This is a genomic window from Brevibacillus brevis (genome assembly GCF_022026395.1).
Classification (GTDB): Bacteria; Bacillota; Bacilli; order Brevibacillales; family Brevibacillaceae; genus Brevibacillus.
The window spans coordinates 3,864,447-3,881,157 of sequence record NZ_CP041767.1; the positions used below are offsets into that span (position 1 = coordinate 3,864,447).

17 protein-coding genes and 1 other annotated feature are annotated in these 16,711 nt (G+C 48.2%); of the genes, 2 read left to right on the top strand and 15 right to left on the bottom strand.

All coding sequences use genetic code 11. The features are described 5' to 3' along the window. Positions 1–20 precede the first annotated feature (20 nt). Positions 21–1,379: an LCP family protein gene (locus tag FO446_RS18465; RefSeq protein WP_237898738.1), complete on the bottom strand. Its 1,359-nt coding sequence runs from the start codon at positions 1,377–1,379 to the stop codon at positions 21–23. 237 nt (positions 1,380–1,616) lie between these two features. Here FO446_RS18465 and FO446_RS18470 point away from each other — a divergent pair, with 237 nt between their 5' ends. Together FO446_RS18470 and FO446_RS18475 are read left to right on the top strand one after the other, a co-directional pair. Further along, entirely contained in the window at positions 1,617–2,546 is a 930-nt protein-coding gene (locus FO446_RS18470; protein ID WP_237898739.1) for an NAD(P)/FAD-dependent oxidoreductase, read from the top strand. A 14-nt stretch (positions 2,547–2,560) separates the two neighbouring features. Next, positions 2,561–3,034: an NUDIX domain-containing protein gene (locus tag FO446_RS18475; RefSeq protein ID WP_232773329.1), complete on the top strand. Its 474-nt coding sequence runs from the start codon at positions 2,561–2,563 to the stop codon at positions 3,032–3,034. A gap of 74 nt (positions 3,035–3,108) precedes the next feature. On the opposite strand, the gene FO446_RS18480 is transcribed toward FO446_RS18475, so the two are convergent. The 14 genes from FO446_RS18480 to spoIIGA form a co-directional block, all read right to left on the bottom strand. Beyond that, a complete protein-coding gene (locus tag FO446_RS18480) occupies positions 3,109–4,482 on the bottom strand; it encodes an MFS transporter (RefSeq protein ID WP_232773330.1) in 1,374 nt (457 codons plus the stop codon). Positions 4,483–4,497: 15 nt separating this feature from the next. Continuing rightward, positions 4,498–5,649, bottom strand: a complete 1,152-nt coding sequence (locus FO446_RS18485; protein ID WP_173608197.1) for a mandelate racemase/muconate lactonizing enzyme family protein — start codon at positions 5,647–5,649, stop codon at positions 4,498–4,500. Then, positions 5,636–6,409: a TraR/DksA C4-type zinc finger protein gene (locus FO446_RS18490; protein ID WP_173608198.1), complete on the bottom strand. Its 774-nt coding sequence runs from the start codon at positions 6,407–6,409 to the stop codon at positions 5,636–5,638. Before FO446_RS18490 ends, FO446_RS18485 begins: the two co-directional genes overlap by 14 nt. A gap of 104 nt (positions 6,410–6,513) precedes the next feature. Beyond that, the gene (gene ileS / locus FO446_RS18495; protein WP_221869107.1) at positions 6,514–9,291 is read right to left on the bottom strand and encodes an isoleucine--tRNA ligase; all 2,778 of its coding nucleotides are present in this window, start codon (positions 9,289–9,291) and stop codon (positions 6,514–6,516) included. A 45-nt stretch (positions 9,292–9,336) separates the two neighbouring features. Further along, positions 9,337–9,603 (bottom strand) — a binding site (T-box leader). 90 nt (positions 9,604–9,693) lie between these two features. Then, positions 9,694–10,185, bottom strand: a complete 492-nt coding sequence (locus FO446_RS18500) for a DivIVA domain-containing protein (RefSeq protein ID WP_007717747.1) — start codon at positions 10,183–10,185, stop codon at positions 9,694–9,696. Positions 10,186–10,285: 100 nt separating this feature from the next. Continuing rightward, positions 10,286–11,059 carry a YlmH family RNA-binding protein gene (locus FO446_RS18505; RefSeq protein ID WP_221869106.1) on the bottom strand — a complete coding sequence of 258 codons (774 nt, stop codon included), beginning with the start codon at positions 11,057–11,059 and terminating at the stop codon, positions 10,286–10,288. A 12-nt stretch (positions 11,060–11,071) separates the two neighbouring features. After that, positions 11,072–11,338 carry a YggT family protein gene (locus tag FO446_RS18510; RefSeq protein ID WP_173608201.1) on the bottom strand — a complete coding sequence of 89 codons (267 nt, stop codon included), beginning with the start codon at positions 11,336–11,338 and terminating at the stop codon, positions 11,072–11,074. A 31-nt stretch (positions 11,339–11,369) separates the two neighbouring features. Next, complete coding sequence (locus FO446_RS18515; protein ID WP_173605318.1) at positions 11,370–11,798, bottom strand: cell division protein SepF; 429 nt, start codon at positions 11,796–11,798, stop codon at positions 11,370–11,372. Positions 11,799–11,840: 42 nt separating this feature from the next. Next, complete coding sequence (locus tag FO446_RS18520; protein ID WP_087348010.1) at positions 11,841–12,539, bottom strand: YggS family pyridoxal phosphate-dependent enzyme; 699 nt, start codon at positions 12,537–12,539, stop codon at positions 11,841–11,843. A 20-nt stretch (positions 12,540–12,559) separates the two neighbouring features. Next, positions 12,560–13,390: a peptidoglycan editing factor PgeF gene (gene pgeF / locus FO446_RS18525; protein WP_173608202.1), complete on the bottom strand. Its 831-nt coding sequence runs from the start codon at positions 13,388–13,390 to the stop codon at positions 12,560–12,562. Between the two features lie 82 nt (positions 13,391–13,472). Beyond that, positions 13,473–13,751, bottom strand: a complete 279-nt coding sequence (locus FO446_RS18530) for a YlmC/YmxH family sporulation protein (RefSeq protein WP_015892085.1) — start codon at positions 13,749–13,751, stop codon at positions 13,473–13,475. Positions 13,752–13,911: 160 nt separating this feature from the next. Continuing rightward, positions 13,912–14,691: an RNA polymerase sporulation sigma factor SigG gene (gene sigG / locus FO446_RS18535; RefSeq protein ID WP_007717728.1), complete on the bottom strand. Its 780-nt coding sequence runs from the start codon at positions 14,689–14,691 to the stop codon at positions 13,912–13,914. Positions 14,692–14,840: 149 nt separating this feature from the next. Continuing rightward, on the bottom strand, positions 14,841–15,563 hold the full coding sequence (gene sigE, locus FO446_RS18540) for an RNA polymerase sporulation sigma factor SigE (protein WP_007717727.1): 723 nt from the start codon (positions 15,561–15,563) through the stop codon (positions 14,841–14,843). 2 nt (positions 15,564–15,565) lie between these two features. Next, positions 15,566–16,531 (bottom strand): sigma-E processing peptidase SpoIIGA, encoded by a 966-nt coding sequence (gene spoIIGA, locus FO446_RS18545; RefSeq protein WP_173608203.1) that lies wholly within the window; start codon positions 16,529–16,531, stop codon positions 15,566–15,568. Positions 16,532–16,711 lie beyond the last annotated feature (180 nt).

A 16,711-nucleotide genomic window follows, 5' to 3' on the forward strand; every position in this document is an offset into this window, starting at 1 on the left:
CCTGGGGGGTGTGCTCAAGATCATCCAGTTTGCCCGATGTCAGCACTATCTGTCGCCGGTGCAGGCGGGGCCAAAATATCTGGTGGCGGCATATTACTATCCGTCGGCGCAGGATTGGTTTCGCCCCCATTGCCATCTGGTATAGTCGGCGGTGTCACAGGCTCCTGGGTTGGTTCTGGAGCAGGTTTTGATGGTGTCGTTGGTTTTTGTGTTTTTGACTGCTCTTTTGTACTTGTTGTGGGCTTGGGCTTCGGAGCCTGCGTTCTCTTCTCCGCTTTCATTTCGACCTTGGCTACTTCTGCTACCGCTGCATCACTGAGCTGTTCGCTCGGTCCAGTTGCACCCACCTCTGTTTGCAGGGCAGTTCGAACCGCTTGCATGTTCTCCCTCGGCCACAAGGAATAAGGAGAGCTCCAGATCGCCCCATTATCCAAAGTAACCATGTTGCTTGACGAAAAGCTGGCAAAATCGAGTGCCAATCCTTTTATTTGGTCTGTCGACAGATCGGTTTTGATATGTTTGCCAACGGTATCCAGCACAGCTGTCAAACTCGTTAATCCATCCATAGACATGCTCTTTTCTGCTACAGCACGAATCACCTGTTGCTGTCTGCGGTTGCGATCGAAGTCGCTCGAGTTGTAAGAGTCTCCACGCCGGTCGATGCGATGACGGACGAAGCCGAGTGCCTGCTCTCCGTTCAATACTTGTTTCCCTTTTTTCAAATTGCGGTATACCCCTTGCTTGGGCAATTCGTATACGAGATCGCGATCTACGTCAACCGTAATTCCGCCCAGCTTGTCAATAACCGCTGTGAAACCTTCAAAGTCAAGCTGCACATAATGCTCGACCGAGATCCCCAGCATGTGATTCAACGTTTTTTTGAGCATCGTCATGCCATTTTCTGTGACAGGCTTCCCTTTGATTTCCGCATCTTTCCTGATATTTTCCCCTAAGGCAAATACTTCATTGACCTTGTGATAGCCTGGATATCCTGGGATTTGAACGCGGGTGTCACGGGGCAACGACACCATGCTCAGCTTTTGTATAACGGGATTGGCGACTGCGACAATCAGAACATCCGTGTTTAACATACCGATGTTTTTGCGCGTATCCACTCCAACGATGACAAAGGCGATTGATTTCTTTTGTTCATACGGCTTTTCTACTACAGGTTGATCCGGCAGCTTGTAAGGGTCAGCTGTTACGATCTCCAGCGTCTTGTCTACCTGGTTGAGGGCGAAGCCTGCTCCTACGGCCAACAAACAGAGGAATAAGCAACCCGCCAAGAGCAGATACATCCGCTTGCTTCGCTGGCCACGCTTGATCCGTTTACGCGGCTGTTTAGCAGGAGCTTGAGGCTTGTCATTCTTGGCTTGCACGTTCGGTTCACTCCTTTTTACTATCACTGGGTCCATAGTGCTTTGGGCTATTCATTTTTCAATATATTCTGGAAAACATTCGTCTCATTTTACCACAATCTTCCGGTAAATTGTAGAATCATGCCGATCCAACTCGATCGGTTTTCCCTCTGAGTTCTTGCACTTGCGAATCGAAACAGGTAGTCTAAAAATGAGGAAAATCAGATAGATGAATAAGGGAATCGGAGGGACTTGAGAGTGGAACACATACAGGTGCTGATCGCAGGTGGCGGCATCGCAGGGTTGTCCGCAGCAATATGGTGCCAACGATTAGGTCTTTCTTGTCTTCTTATCGAAAAAACGGATAGACTCGGCGGCCAACTGCATCACATTTACAGCGAGATTACCGACTTTCCGCCCCTTGTATATGACCAGGGAGCTGCCCTTGTAAAGGAACTGATCGCACATCCTTTCATCCAGCAGCAAAACATACGATTGAACGAAACCATTCTTTCCATTGATCAGGAAACGAAACAGGTGACCACTTCGAAATCCGTTTATCGTGCCGACTATTTACTCATCGCCACAGGAGTTGGCTGGAATGAAATACCGGCCTTAGCTGATTGTCCGAGCGTCCTGTCGCCTTGGTTTTCTACAACTGCCCAAGCGCATACCATCGCCGGGCAAGATATCGCCGTTATTGGCGGAGGAGATCGCGCATTAGAAAGTGCAGCAAATTTGAGTTCGCATGCCCGACAAGTCTATCTGTTGGTTCGGAGCAATCGTTGGCGTGCTCGTCCCGAATGGCAAAAGAAAATCACAGGCCTCCCCAACATCCAAGTCCTGTGGGAAACACAAGTCAGCGACTATAAGGAAGAAGAGGCACGGACTGTTCTGACACTCACCACTACGCGCGAAAACAACCCGCAGGCAATCATAGTGGATTGGATTCTGCCGCGAATTGGTGTTCATGGAAACACAGATGGTCTCGAAGGGTTGGACACGTTTGGCGATAAGTACTTGCAAACGGACTTGTATCAACGAGTCCACTCTCCATGGATATACGCAGTCGGAGACGTGAGCAACGGGGCTGCTTATGCGAGTTTGTCTCTGGCAGTTGGGCAAGCAATGAAGGCAGTCAAACATATTTCCTTGCAAATTCAAACTAACAGATCAATGAGCCTGTAGAAGGAGCGCTTTGCATGTACGCTTTTTACGACGATTTCGGCTTACCTGTCAAGCTAACCTTTTCCCCAGAAGAGTATCGTAACCACCAAGCAGGTCACGTGCTGATCTTCGCTTTTTATCAAGGAAAGCTGTTATTTACTCGCCATCGTACACGCGGTGTGGAGCTACCAGGGGGAAAGGTAGAAGCAGGAGAAAACAGCCTGTCTGCAGCAGTTCGTGAGGTCTTTGAAGAAACCGGGGCCATACTGGAAGGGATTGAGCGCATCGGACAGTACACCATCGACGACTCGATGCGAAAAGATATTTATATCGCCAAGGTAGCGCATTATACAAGCCAACCAAGCGGCTCAGACGTGCTTGCCACCATTGTGTTTGCGGATATCCCGCGAGATGTAAAAGGCAATCCGGAGTTTAGCCGCATTCTGCAAGATGATGTGTATCCGCTCGCACTCGAACGAGCTTTACGCCATCGCTTCGCTGAGTCCTAGCCATCATAAACAGGCTCGTCCCTGTCGCTCTCCGACATTGTATTCGGTGAGAATAACCGACAGAGACAGCCTGTTTATTGTTTTTCCTTTTCTTTTTTTCCCGACAATACACGCTTGACGAGCTCATTTGGATCAAAACCATACTTTTTAATGGCTCTCTCACGTTGTTCCTCATGTACCGTTTCTGGTTCAATTCCCAGTACCTCTGATATTTGCCGCCATGCTTTCGTTTCGCTATTTTTTGTACCCTGTCCTTGCTGCTCGACCTGCTTGGGCTTCAAGAAAAAGATCGCAACTACAGCGAAAACGAGCGATAACCCTGCAATTGATAAAAACATGACCGTCCGAGAAATTCCCAGCAACCAGGTAAAAATAGGTGGGCCGATCGCAACACCGATAAAACGGACTCCGCTATACAAAGAAGTAATCATGCCCCGCTCTGTTTTCTGTACGGCCCCAACGATCATGGAGTTCAAGCACGGTAAAATCATCCCCGTCCCCACGCTGCCGATGACCAAAATGCCTATTAGAACATAAGCCCCTTGGACAAAGCTGGCCAGAATATAAGACGTAGCCAGCAAAAACATGCCAATAATCACAAACAGACGCATCAGCTTCAGCTTCTTTTTAATGATAATCCCTGTCACATATGCCGCTATACTCATCACGAGCAAAGGAATCGCCAAAAAGAAGCCTTTGATGACACCATCAATCTTGTATTTTTCCTCCAATAAATCAGACAGGTAAAACAGTACACCAAACAACGTGAACAAGCAGATGCTCCCTATAAAAAACGCGGGGACAAGCCATTTTCCATGCTGCTTGAACACTTGCGCGATTGAATGCATGTACTGCTTGACGGGGAGCGGCTTCTTCTCCTGTTTCTTTTCCTTGGTCAGAAATAAAAACATCAGGAGGACGACACCGCAAATAATCGGAAACGCTAGGAAGACCATGTACCAAGAGATGAGAGCAAGCAAGGAGCCAAAAATCGGACTTAATACTTTTCCCATCCCATTTGATGTCTCCAAGAGCCCCAATGCCCTACTCTCCGAGGCGCCATCGAACAAATCCCCTACCAACGCCATCGCGATAGGGGCTGTCCCAGCGGCTCCGATCCCCTGCAACACACGCCCTCCCATGATAGCCATGTAAGGTTGATCCAGCCACAGCGCGGCAAGCCCTGCGAGTAAACCACCCAGACCATACAGGGCAAGCGAGATGATGATGACAATTTTTCTCCCGAATCGATCCGACAAATAGCCGGCAAAAGGGATAACAATACCTGCTGCAATCGAAAAAGCGGTGATCAATAAGCTCGACTGTAAGGAGGTGAGCTTCATTTCCGTTTTCATGGTAGGCAGTACAGGGATCAGCATCGAGTTGCCCAGCACCATAACTAATGGAACCCCGACAAGCCCAATCAGGTTTTTCGCATTTTGTGCCATACGAAACTCCTTATCCTACGCATAAGCGCTTCCGTCCCAGCGCAACGCGTTCATAATCTCCCAGTCAGGTTCAACGCCTATTCCCACGCCAGCAGGAAGAGTCACTTCGCCGTTTCTGGGTCGCAGCGGAAATAATTGTGTAAACGGGTTCTCCATGACGTCCCATTCGACTGGCTCAATGGGATGGCTATCCATCTTGGTCCATGCCAGCAAGCAAGCTTGTGCAAATAACGTATACAATCTTGCCAGCGAGCCATCAAAGGAATGCGGAGACACGCGATAACCAAACTGACGGGCCATTTGCAAATGCGTTCGATAATCGTCAATGCCCCCCGTATGCATCAGGTCAGGCTGTGCAATATCAATGGCTCCCCCCTCATACAAGGGCAAAAACTGTGCGCAACGGATCAAGTTTTCTCCGCCAGCAAGCGGGATGGATAATGATGAACGAAGCTTGATATATTCTTTTGCACGATCCATAGGCATCGGCTCCTCCAGCCAAAGCCAATTGCCATGTCGGGAGAAAAGCCGCTCCCACTTCCTTGCAGTCGCACAGTCGTAGCTCTGATTGGCATCTACTGCTACTAGAATTTCTTCGGGAAGCAAATTCATCAGTTTTTCGATGTGCGTCTGATCCTCAAGAACAGAGCGTCCGCCAATCTTTACCTTCACCATCTTGAAGCCATCGTCGACTTGCTGGCTGACTTGCTTCCATGACTGTTGCATCCAGTCTTCCGTTTCCCGGTAGGATTGGAGGGAGGCATATACCGGGATGCCAGAATGAATCTGGCCTCCCCACAGTTGGCACACAGATAGCCCCGCCACTTTCGCCAAAATTTCCGTAAGTGCCATACTGACACCTGAAGCCGATCGCTGATGCCACTTTCCTATGACATCGACAATCGCTACTCTGTTATCCACCTGCTTACCCAGCAAGTACGGAATAATGCGCTCACAAAAGCCCTTGTGCAGCGTTGGCAGCCAATCGATAATTTCTCCCCAGCCATCTACTCCAGACCGTGTGATAATCCGAATGAGATAACTAGTACGATAACGCTTGTACCCATTCGCATCACCGTAAGCTTGCGATAGACGATGAAGCAGCGGATACGTTTCCACGCGCTCAATTTGCAGGTCTGAAATCTCTACCTGGTCATGAGTAGTCATCTATGCCCTCTCGTTCGGCTTGCTCTCCCTCATAATCGTCATAGGAGAGGAAGTTGCCCTTCCCTTCTCCCTTTCTCATGTACTCCTCATACGTCCCGCTTCTCATAAAATGCACACTGTCCGGTCCGTGATAGCCTTCAATATCGGTGTAACCGATCTCCTCTACGGCTTCAACAAAGCCATCCGGCTCATTGCTCTCGATATACATTTCTTCGTAATCTGTCTTGTCAGGTTCCTGGTACGAAAAAGGAGTGCTGGATGTCCCCCATGCCTCGACAATTTGCCAAGCATCCTCACCGTCGAATCCGTTCTGTCCTTCTTTTTCATCCAAAGACGTTCGTCCGAAGGGTGGCTGCAAAAACTCCTCTTCAATCGGACGCGACTCATTGATTATCGGCGCTGGTGCGTGCTCCTTGCACGTTTGTGCCTGAGGCAATGCTTCCAGTCGCTCCACAGGTATTTGCTCTCCACAGACCGTACAGAGGCCGTAGGTGCCTTCCTCCATACGCAGTAGCGCCTGATCAATCTCTTTTAATGTCTCACGATCGAGACTATCAAGAGCCAAATCTTTTTCCCGTTCAAACATCTCACTGCCGATATCTGCCGGATGATTATCGTACATGGCAAACTCCTGCAAAGAGGTTGTCATCGGTTCTCTCATGCCATAATGGTCCTGTACGCGGTCTTCCAGTTCTTTCTTCTGTTCCAGCAGCTTTTCCCGGAAGCTGGCCACCATCTTTTGGTCCACGCTGTACACCACCTTTGTTTGGTTTCCTCAACAGGTAGTATGTCTTGGTCCCGAAGGAAATATGACCAGCAAAAAACCTGCCACCCCCAAAGGGAATGACAGGTTGATCAACGTGTTTATTCTGTTACATGTGCGTAGTGTTGTTCTACGATATCAGCACAACGTACGCAGAGTGAAGCGTGCGACTCGCGAGTGCCAACATCTGGTTTTACTACGCGGCAACGCTCGCATTTTCCACCGTCTGCGGCAGAGACCACAGCAGCAATTCCTTCGAGTTGTACTGCCTCTGCCGGAGCAGAAGCGCTGTATACATCCACGTGAGCGACGATGAACAGGTCAGCCAGATCGTCCATTGCTGCCAATGTTTTCGCAACTTCTTCCGTTTGTGGGTACAGAGCCAGCTTCGCATCAACAGAGTTACCGAACACCTTGTTACGGCGCGCTTCTTCCATGGCTTTGAGAACCTCGTCTCGGATCGCCAGGAAAGCATCCCATTTGCTCTCTGCTTCTGCTGCAAAGCTGAGATGTTGCTCGTCGCCTTCTGGCATATCCGTCAACTGCACACTCTTCTCTTCCACTCCTGGAATGAACGCCCACACCTCATCAGCTGTATGCGGCAACAGTGGAGCAACCAGCTTCACCAGACTGAGCAAGCAATCGTACATTACTGTCTGTGCAGCGCGGCGCTTCAGACTGTCAGGTGCTTCTACATACAGGCGATCCTTGCAAATGTCCAGATAGAACGCGGACAAATCAATAACGCAGAAGTTGTGAACGGCATGGAATACAGTATGGAACTGATATTCATCATACGCTTTGCGTGCGCGCTTCGCGACTTTTGCCGCTTTCGCCAGAACATAACGGTCCAGCTCACCCAGCTCTTCGTACGCTACGCGGTCTGTTGCTGGATTAAATCCATCCAAATTACCCAACAGGAAGCGGAACGTATTGCGGATTTTGCGGTACACCTCAGCGATCTGATTGAGAATCGCATCGGAAATGCGCACATCAGCCTGATAATCAACAGAAGCTACCCACAGACGCAAGATATCTGCGCCCATCTTGTCAATAACTTGTTGTGGCACGATGACGTTACCAAGGGATTTGGACATTTTGCGTCCTTCCCCATCCAATGCAAAACCGTGGCTCAGGACAGATTTGTAAGGAGCTGTGCCATATACGGCAACCCCCGTCGAGAGAGAAGAGTTGAACCAGCCACGATACTGGTCAGAGCCTTCCAGATACATATCCGCTGGCCAAGCAATCCCTCTTTCGCGCAAAACAGCCTGATGGCTGGAGCCGGAGTCGAACCAAACGTCCATAATATCCGTTTCTTTGCGGAAATCCTTGCAATCGCATTTGGTGCAAGAAAGCCCTTCTGGAACCAGCTCATTCGCTTCACGGGAGAACCATACTTTCGATCCTTCTTTGCGGAACAGATCAGCAACATGGTTGATCGTCGTATCGTTAATGATCGGTTCGTTACACGATTTGCAATAGAAGATTGGGATCGGTACACCCCATACACGCTGACGGGAAATGCACCAGTCTCCACGATCCGCAATCATGTTAGCCAGACGAGTTTCTCCCCAATGAGGAATCCATTTTACATTTTTAATCGCTTCGAGCATTTGCTCACGGAATCCGTCAATAGATGCGAACCATTGCTCTGTCGCGCGATAAATAACCGGTTTTTTCGTACGCCAGTCATGTGGGTAGGAGTGCGTGAAGAAATTGAGCTTCAAGAGTGCTCCATTTTCTTTCAGCTTTTCCGTAATCACTTTGTTGGCATCTTCATAGAACAGACCTTCAAAGCCTGGTGCTTCATTGGTCATTTTACCTTCGTGATCTACCGGGCAAAGGACACCCAAATTGTATTTTTGACCAACGTTAAAGTCATCTTCGCCGTGTCCCGGAGCAGTATGAACGCAACCAGTACCTGCATCCAAGGTGACATGCTCGCCAAGGATGAGCGGAGACTTGCGATCGTAGAACGGATGCTGAGTCTCTACGCCTTCCAGATCTTGACCTTTAAAGCTCGAGAGAATCTCTACGCCTTCCCAGCCAATTTCTTTGCTCGCAGCTTCAATCAGACCGTTGGCTACCAGGAACTTGCGGTCATCCACCTTCACGACGTTGTACTCGAGCTCAGGGTGCAGGCTGATCGCGAGGTTTGCTGGCAATGTCCAAGGAGTCGTTGTCCAGATAACAACGCCTGTTTCTGTGTCCAGCTTGCCTTTTCCATCTGCTACCTGGAAGCTGACGTAAATAGAAGGAGAGCGCTTGTCTTTGTATTCGATTTCTGCATCAGCCAGAGCCGTCTCAGAAGACGGAGACCAGTACACGCAGCGCAGACCTTTGTAAATATAGCCCTTTTTCGCCATTTCGCCGAATACGCGAATTTGGTTGGCTTCATACTCAGGCAGGAGTGTTACATAAGGGTTTTCCCAATCTCCACGAACGCCCAGACGCTTGAATTGGTCACGTTGCTTGTCGATATAGGACCAAGCATACTCTTCACAGCGTTGGCGGAAATCGTTCACTTCGATGCTGCGACGATCCAGCCCTTGTGCATTGATAATCGCTTGCTCAATCGGCAAACCATGTGTATCCCAGCCTGGGATGTACGGCGCGTAAAAGCCTGCCATGGATTTGTAGCGTACGATGAAGTCCTTGAGGATTTTGTTCAGTGCGTGACCGATATGGATGTCTCCATTCGCATATGGAGGGCCATCATGCAAGACAAAAGACGGGCGGTCTTTTGTACGATCCAACACTTGTTGGTAAATATTTTGCTCTTCCCATACCGCTTGCATCTGTGGCTCGCGGCTTGGCAAATTTCCGCGCATGGGGAAATCTGTTTTTGGTAGCGCTAAGGTTTTGCTGTAATCCATGGCCTGATTCACTCCTTAAATAAATAAAAGCCTTCACTCATCCCATAAAGGGACGAGAGAAAGCTCCCGTGGTACCACCCTGATTGAACAAACCCGTACGACAAAAAAGCCTGCATCGGATTCGTTCCACTTCACTCATTCGTAACGGGAATGACGCGCTCACTTACTCACCTGTGCAACCATCAAGGTTCTCGGTTTTCGGATATTGAACTCCCGGGTGATTTTCTGCGAAAGCAACTGGCCGGGTTTTCACCTTTTCCCGACTCTCTAGGCAGTGCTGGCTCACGTACTCTTCCCGTTCATCGTCTATGATTTGTTTAAGTGTGTTCAACTTCTATAAGTGCTTTATTTCGAAAAAGTTGTCTTTCATTATAATACCATCATTGCTCGAACGTCAATGATTTATTCAACTGTTACAGGGGAATCAACTTGTGGCTGTTCAATGCTGTCCCAGTCGCCATTTTCCAGCATTTCCAACTGCGCTTCCAAAAGCGTCCGAAAGCGCATACGGTAAACCGAAGCACGTTTTTTTAATTCTTCGATTTCGATTGCGATTTTGCGCGACTTCGCCAATGCTTCGTTGACGATTCGGTCTGCATTTTTCTCGGCTTCTTTTAAGATGAGCTGCGCTTCCTTGCGGGCATTCGACTTCACGTCCTCCGCTGTCTCCTGCGCCACCAAAATCGACTTGCTCAAATTTTCTTCCAAACTCTTATAGTAATCTACGCGCTCATTCAGAATAGCTACGCGCTCTTCCTGTTCTTTTTTCTCTTTTATCAAGAGCTCAAAATCTTTGATCACCTGATCGAGAAATTCGTTCACTTCGTCAATATTATACCCACGAAAGCCTGTGCTGAATTCCTTATTGTGTATATCTAACGGCGTTAATGGCACATGAATCCCCCACTTTTCCCGATAATTCGTCTTCAATTATTTCGACAGGAATAGCAGTGTTTCCTGCCGTATTTTACATTTTTTTGCGCCTTGGTCCATCTTATGTAACCAGTCCGACAATCATGCGGAGTCTTCCGCTGCGTGTTGGACCTGCTACCTCAAGAATTTTGAACCGACCATATCCTGCAAGTGATACCATATCCCCCATCTGGAGTTGATACGATGGGTCCTCGATTACTTTCCAGTTGATTTTTACTTTTCCCGCTCGAATGGGCACAAGTGCTTTTGCGCGAGACATATTGTGTACTTCTCCGATGACCGCGTCAATTCGCGGTGATGGTACGGTGATCGTTTTTTCAACAAACTTGGGAGCTGGAGGTGTAAAGTCCTCCCATTCTACCCGTTCAAACTGAACAGAAGTCCGGTGAATTTGCGTCACCTGCGCACAGACAAAATCAGCAACTTCTTCTGCTACAATTGCATAGCTACCAGCTGAATCTGTCAGCATATCACCGAATTTCTCCCGCTTCATCCCAACACCCAGCATGGCCCCCATCACATCTCGATGCTCCAGCACATGAAAGCGTTGATCAGCCTTGATTGCCAATAAGGTAATGCGATAGTCATCAGGCTCTACAGGGAGGTACTCCGGATGGATGATAATACGAACTCGCTCGGCACCCTCGTAGCCTCCATAAGGAGAAACCTTCACATCCCTTACTTGTGAGGATAGACTCTGAAAAATCATCAACTGCCTAGGGTCTACAAAATCAGTAAGGCGCATGGCCTGCTTCCGCTCTACTTGCGTCAGCATTTCCAGCGCCCGTTCAACAAAGGGACGTTCTTCTTTTGAAAAATGGTCAAATATGCTCATCGTTTCACTCGCCTAGAACATGATTTGTTGCAAAATGGCGTACAGGCCAGATTGGGCAAAACGCAGTGCAATCAATGCGACAATCGGGGAGATGTCGATGAAGCCGAGCGGTGGGATAAACCGGCGGAATGGCGCCAAATAAGGCTCAACCAGTCTTTCCAGTAACTGACCGATGCCTGTACCCCTCATTTGAGGAACCCATGACATCAAAATGTAAGCAATAATCATGTATTGATATACCGTAAAGGCAAAATTTAAAATCGAAATGACAGCAGTCATTGGCTCACCCTTTTACATTCGTCTTAATTGGCTACTCTTCCAACACACTGGAGATCGTACCCTGAATATCTACATGATCGGGCGTGCACACGAAGATCGTGTCTCCGACCTTTTGGATATCGCCGTTTAATGCGTAGACCGTCCCGCTCAAAAAGTCGATAATTCTCTTGGCTTGGTCTTTTTCCACGCGATGGAGGTTGACCACAACCGGTCTACGATGACGCAGGTTATCGGCGATATCCTGTGCGTCACTGTAATGACGGGGTTCACAGAGAATCAAACGGATTCCCTCCTTTTCCCGTGCTTGAAACGGTACCACGTTGTTAGTTCGGCCGATTGCTGGCTGGCGTTTGTGCGAGGACTCTTGCTCTTCTCTTTCCTCTTCCACTGTTGTTGTCTCTTCGATGTATTCCTCGTTTTCTAACCCCAGAAACCCCATCAATTTATTCATAACACCCATACTCTTCCTCCTCTCTTACTCCGTGGTTTGGTCTGCTTTCCTTTACTCCGGCTTGACCAATACCGATCCTAAACGAATATATGTAGCTCCCTCTTCAATGGCCACTTCAAAATCACTAGACATGCCCATAGACAGCTCTTCCACCTGTGCGTGCGGGAATGCCATCTCGTTAATCCGTTGCTTCCACTCATAGAGGCCACGGAACACCTGTCTGGCTTCCTCTTGATTTTCGACAACAGGCGCCATCGTCATTAATCCAACGATACTTATATGTTTCATATTACTGGTTTCGCGCAAAAAAGCCAATACGTCATTGGGACTAAGCCCAAATTTTGTCTCTTCACCGGATATATTGATCTGTAAAAAGCATTTTACGACATGATCCAGCGCTTCACCGCGTCGATTTAGCTCCTGTGCCAAAGAAAGTCTGTCCAGAGAATGGATGTACGGGAATCTTCCTACGACTTCTTTTGCCTTATTCGTCTGGAGGTGCCCGATAAAATGCCAGATCCCTTTATCGCCGTGTAGCTCGTGCTTCGGCAGGGCATCCTGCACGCGATTTTCCCCGATATTCTCAACGCCTACAGCGAGCAAGTCCCCAATGGCATCTGCGTCGACATACTTGGTCACGGCAATAATTTTTACTTCCTCACGTTTGCGGTTCGCCCGATCGCAAGCAGCCTGAATTCTTGCCTCGATGGATTGCAGTCGTTCTTTTAACAATTCTTGTTCCTTGGTCATAACGAACCCTTCCCTTTCTTCTATAGGTTTTCCTTCCAGCCGATATAAGAAGCCATGCGCCCGGTAGTTCCTTGTATTCCGGCTTCCTTGCGATGAGAGAAAAACAAGTCTGTTCTGCAGCTTGTACACCAATTCGTGGCTAAAATATTCCAAGAAGAAATTCCTGCTTCGAGCAATATCGCTGTGTTCAGTTGACGAAGGTCCAGCATATACCGATCCCCTGTGGTAGAGATCACTGCTTTTTCCCAATTGCCTGCACAAGTGCGTACCTGCGTCATGATTCGCTCATCAACTTCATAGCAACAGCCGCCAATGGATGGACCAATTGCGACGAGAATGTCCTCTGGCTTTGCTTGATAGTGCTTCGTCATTGCCTTCACCATTTCCTCGGCAATACGGCCCACTGTCCCCTTCCAGCCTGCGTGTGCAAGTCCGATTGCACCTGATTGGGGGGCTAAAAAATAGAGGGGAACACAATCCGCGTAAAACGAGGTCAGCATGACTCCTTTTTCAAGAGTAAACAAACCATCTGTTGCAGATATGACGTCCTCCAGACTTTCTTTTCCCGCACCGCCTGCTGTAACCTGGCATACCTGATTACCATGCACTTGATCGGCGCATGTCCACGCCGAAAATGACATCCCGACTTGTTCTGCCAGCTTGCGTCTATTGGCTACCACGTTCGCAGATTCATCACCCACATGCAGCCCCATATTAAAAGACCCGTACGGTTGTTCACTTTCCCCGCCTGAGCGAATAGTAAACCCCGCCACTAATCCAGGAAATTGATGCTCCCACTCTGTTAACGATAAGATTGACTTATCCTCTACCCTGACAAATGGTTCTCTCATGTTGTCACCTTCCTCATATGGCTAATCATACCATAGCCGAAAAGAAAAGAAAGGCTATCCGTGCCTTTCTCCCTTTACTCCGTTAGTATTCATCTCCACCTGAAGTTTTTACTTCAACTTTAAGTGCTTCTTCCATCCGAACAAGCACCACATCTTTCCCGATCTTCACAATATTGCGCCAAGGAATGACGTAATCGTTCCCGGCAGAAAAGAAGCCGAGAAACTTGCCTGGTCCCGGTACGACGATAGCCTCTACGCGCCCGTGACGCAGATCGATCTCCAAATCTGAAATTTGCCCAAGCCGTTTCCCATCAAGAATATTCACCACTTCTTTGGTCTGGAAGTCAGAGATTTTTACCATTCTTCCTCACCTTCTTTTCTCCGTTACTTACAGTATATGAGTCCAAAGAGGAATATGTCCGCTTCTTTGCCAAAAAGTAAGTCGATTGAAAACGAATGCTTCCGCTCGTACAAAAAACCCGAACGGTACAAGACCGCCGGGTCACCTATGTGGTTTCTCATTACGATTGAACGTGCTTTTGCATATGGGCAATTGCCGCTTTTTCTAATCGGGAGACCTGTGCCTGTGAAATACCGATTTCCTCTGCTACTTCCATCTGCGTTTTTCCTTCGTAAAAGCGCATGGATAATATCATTTTTTCTCGGTCACCTAGCCGCTGCATTCCCTCACGAAGCGCAATTTCCTCGACCCACGTGACATCTTTGTTCTTCTCGTCACTAATCTGATCCATGACATAAATCGGATCGCCACCATCCTGATAAATCGGTTCAAACAATGAAACCGGATCCTGGATCGCATCGAGTGCAAACACGACATCTTCTTTGGCTACGTTCAATTCCTGAGAAATCTCGATAATGGTAGGCTCTCGCGAATGTTTGTTGGTCAGATTGTCACGCACCTGCAAGGCCTTGTACGCGATATCTCGCAAAGAACGGGAAACGCGAATCGGATTGTTGTCCCGTAAATAGCGTCGAATTTCTCCGATGATCATTGGTACGGCATACGTGGAAAACTTCACATTTTGCCCGAGATCAAAGTTGTCGATCGCTTTCATCAACCCGATGCAGCCCACTTGAAACAAGTCATCCACGAACTCCCCGCGATTGTTGAACCGTTGGATTACGCTCAGCACCAGTCGCAAGTTGCCGTTGACCAGCTTTTCGCGGGCTGCCAACTCCCCACTTTGCAGGCGCTCAAACAATTCCCGCATCTCTTTGTTTGTCAACACCGGAAGCTTGGAGGTATCTACCCCGCATATCTCTACCTTATTGCGCGTCACGTCTTTCCCTCCTCGAAGCAAGAAAAAAGTCCCTAACCCGGTTGTCTTGAAAGGCCGCGTAACTGACGCGTAGCCGACCAAGAAGGTGGCAAAAACCACCATCTGTTTCGGTTTAGGAACAGTATCCCCCCAAGCTGGGAAAATATGCGTTAGACCATCTTGTTGAATTCTTTTCGCAACCGTTTTATAATTCGCTTTTCCAAACGGGAAATATACGACTGTGAGATACCCAACAAATCCGCAACATCCTTTTGTGTCTTTTCCTCTTCTCCTGCTAAGCCGAAGCGCAGCTCCATGATAATTCTCTCGCGGTCAGACAGTTTATCCAGTGCTTTTTTCAGCAGCTTTCGATCCACTTGGTCCTCGATGTTTTTATAGATCGTGTCATTCTCCGTACCCAAAACATCTGAGAGCAACAGTTCATTGCCGTCCCAGTCAATGTTAAGCGGTTCATCAAAAGATACCTCTGAGCGAATTTTATTATTGCGGCGAAGATACATGAGGATTTCGTTTTCAATACAACGAGAAGCATATGTTGCCAGCTTGATGTTCTTGTCTGGATCAAAGGTATTCACTGCCTTGATCAAGCCGATGGTGCCAATGCTGACCAAGTCCTCAATGTTAATTCCCGTATTCTCAAACTTGCGGGCGATGTAAACGACCAGACGAAGATTGCGTTCAATCAACATACCGCGGACAGCCGGATCACCGGACGGAAGTCGTCCGAGCAGCAGCTCCTCTTCTTCTCTGGTCAACGGTGGAGGCAATGCTTCACTCCCGCCAATATAATAGACTTCTTCGGCGCGTACACCAAGCCAGAGCAAGATTCGGTACCAGGTCAACTGGAGTTGTAGGCGAAGTTTTACATACATGATTAGCCCTCCTGTTTGAGAATAAAGGTTGATTCTTCCGCTTCATAAGTTTCCATCATGGCTGGGTGCACGATGGCCTGATACTTACCGTCAGCGGCCAATGGGATGGGGTTAAGCCCGATCAGCACCCGTTCTGTTTCAAAACGAATCCCATCTTGCACGACCATGACATGGTCTGGTTTGATTGCGAGTAAAAAATCCATCCCTCTTGACACGCTGCGATACGGGATCAAGCGTACCCGCGACTGCCATTCCAGCGGCAGATGGTCCCAAGATCCGTCCAGCTTCTCCCACACTCCACCGTTTTCATCGGCTTGTCGGAGAAGCGACGGCGGAAGCAAATGTGCGAACATGCGATTTTCCATTATCATGACGGGTATGCGTGTAATCGGTTCGTGGAGCTGGTTTCCTGTATCCACAAGTCCACGGCAAATGACTTTTTCCCCAGCTAACGTAACGACGACATCAACGAGAAAGGTTTCGATTCTTCGCGGCTCCTGAATCGCGCGGTAGCTCCTTTTCCCGAGGAAAAAGATCAGGATAAACCCAATCAAAACAATCGCCAAAGTAGGCTTGAACCCAACGCCAAATCCATCATTATGCGTGACAACCAGTCCATTTACAATTTCACTCTGCGGTGCCAAAAAATACTGTAGCCCAAGCACTCCTCCTCCGAACACAAATGCGACAAAGTAAAAAATGATCAAGTTTTGCGCAAAAGACAACAACCTCCTATTCCCAAAAGCAATCCACAGCATGATGACAGAAAAGAGCAGTTTGACCCACCATTGATACATCGGAGAAAACACAGGAAAAAAGAAAAAGACCAGATACGCGGAGCCAAACAGGGAGGCAAGTATCATTCTCCACCACACCATGCGCTCTTTACGAAAATAAGCAGTAAACCAGAGTAACAAGGTATCAATAGCTACATTCAGGAGTAGAATGATATCAAGATACACAACCACTTGCTTTCCCCCTCATCTTCTGACCGACTTGGCAGCAAGCATATGTCCTAGCAAAAATGGTAAATAGTAGGACGACTTCTATCAGTAAAAGCAGTATATATCAATGTGTATGTAAAGTCTGTCAATTCTTGACGGTGTTTTTTTGGTTTTTTTGTCTAACATTTTTCAGCTAATCAACGA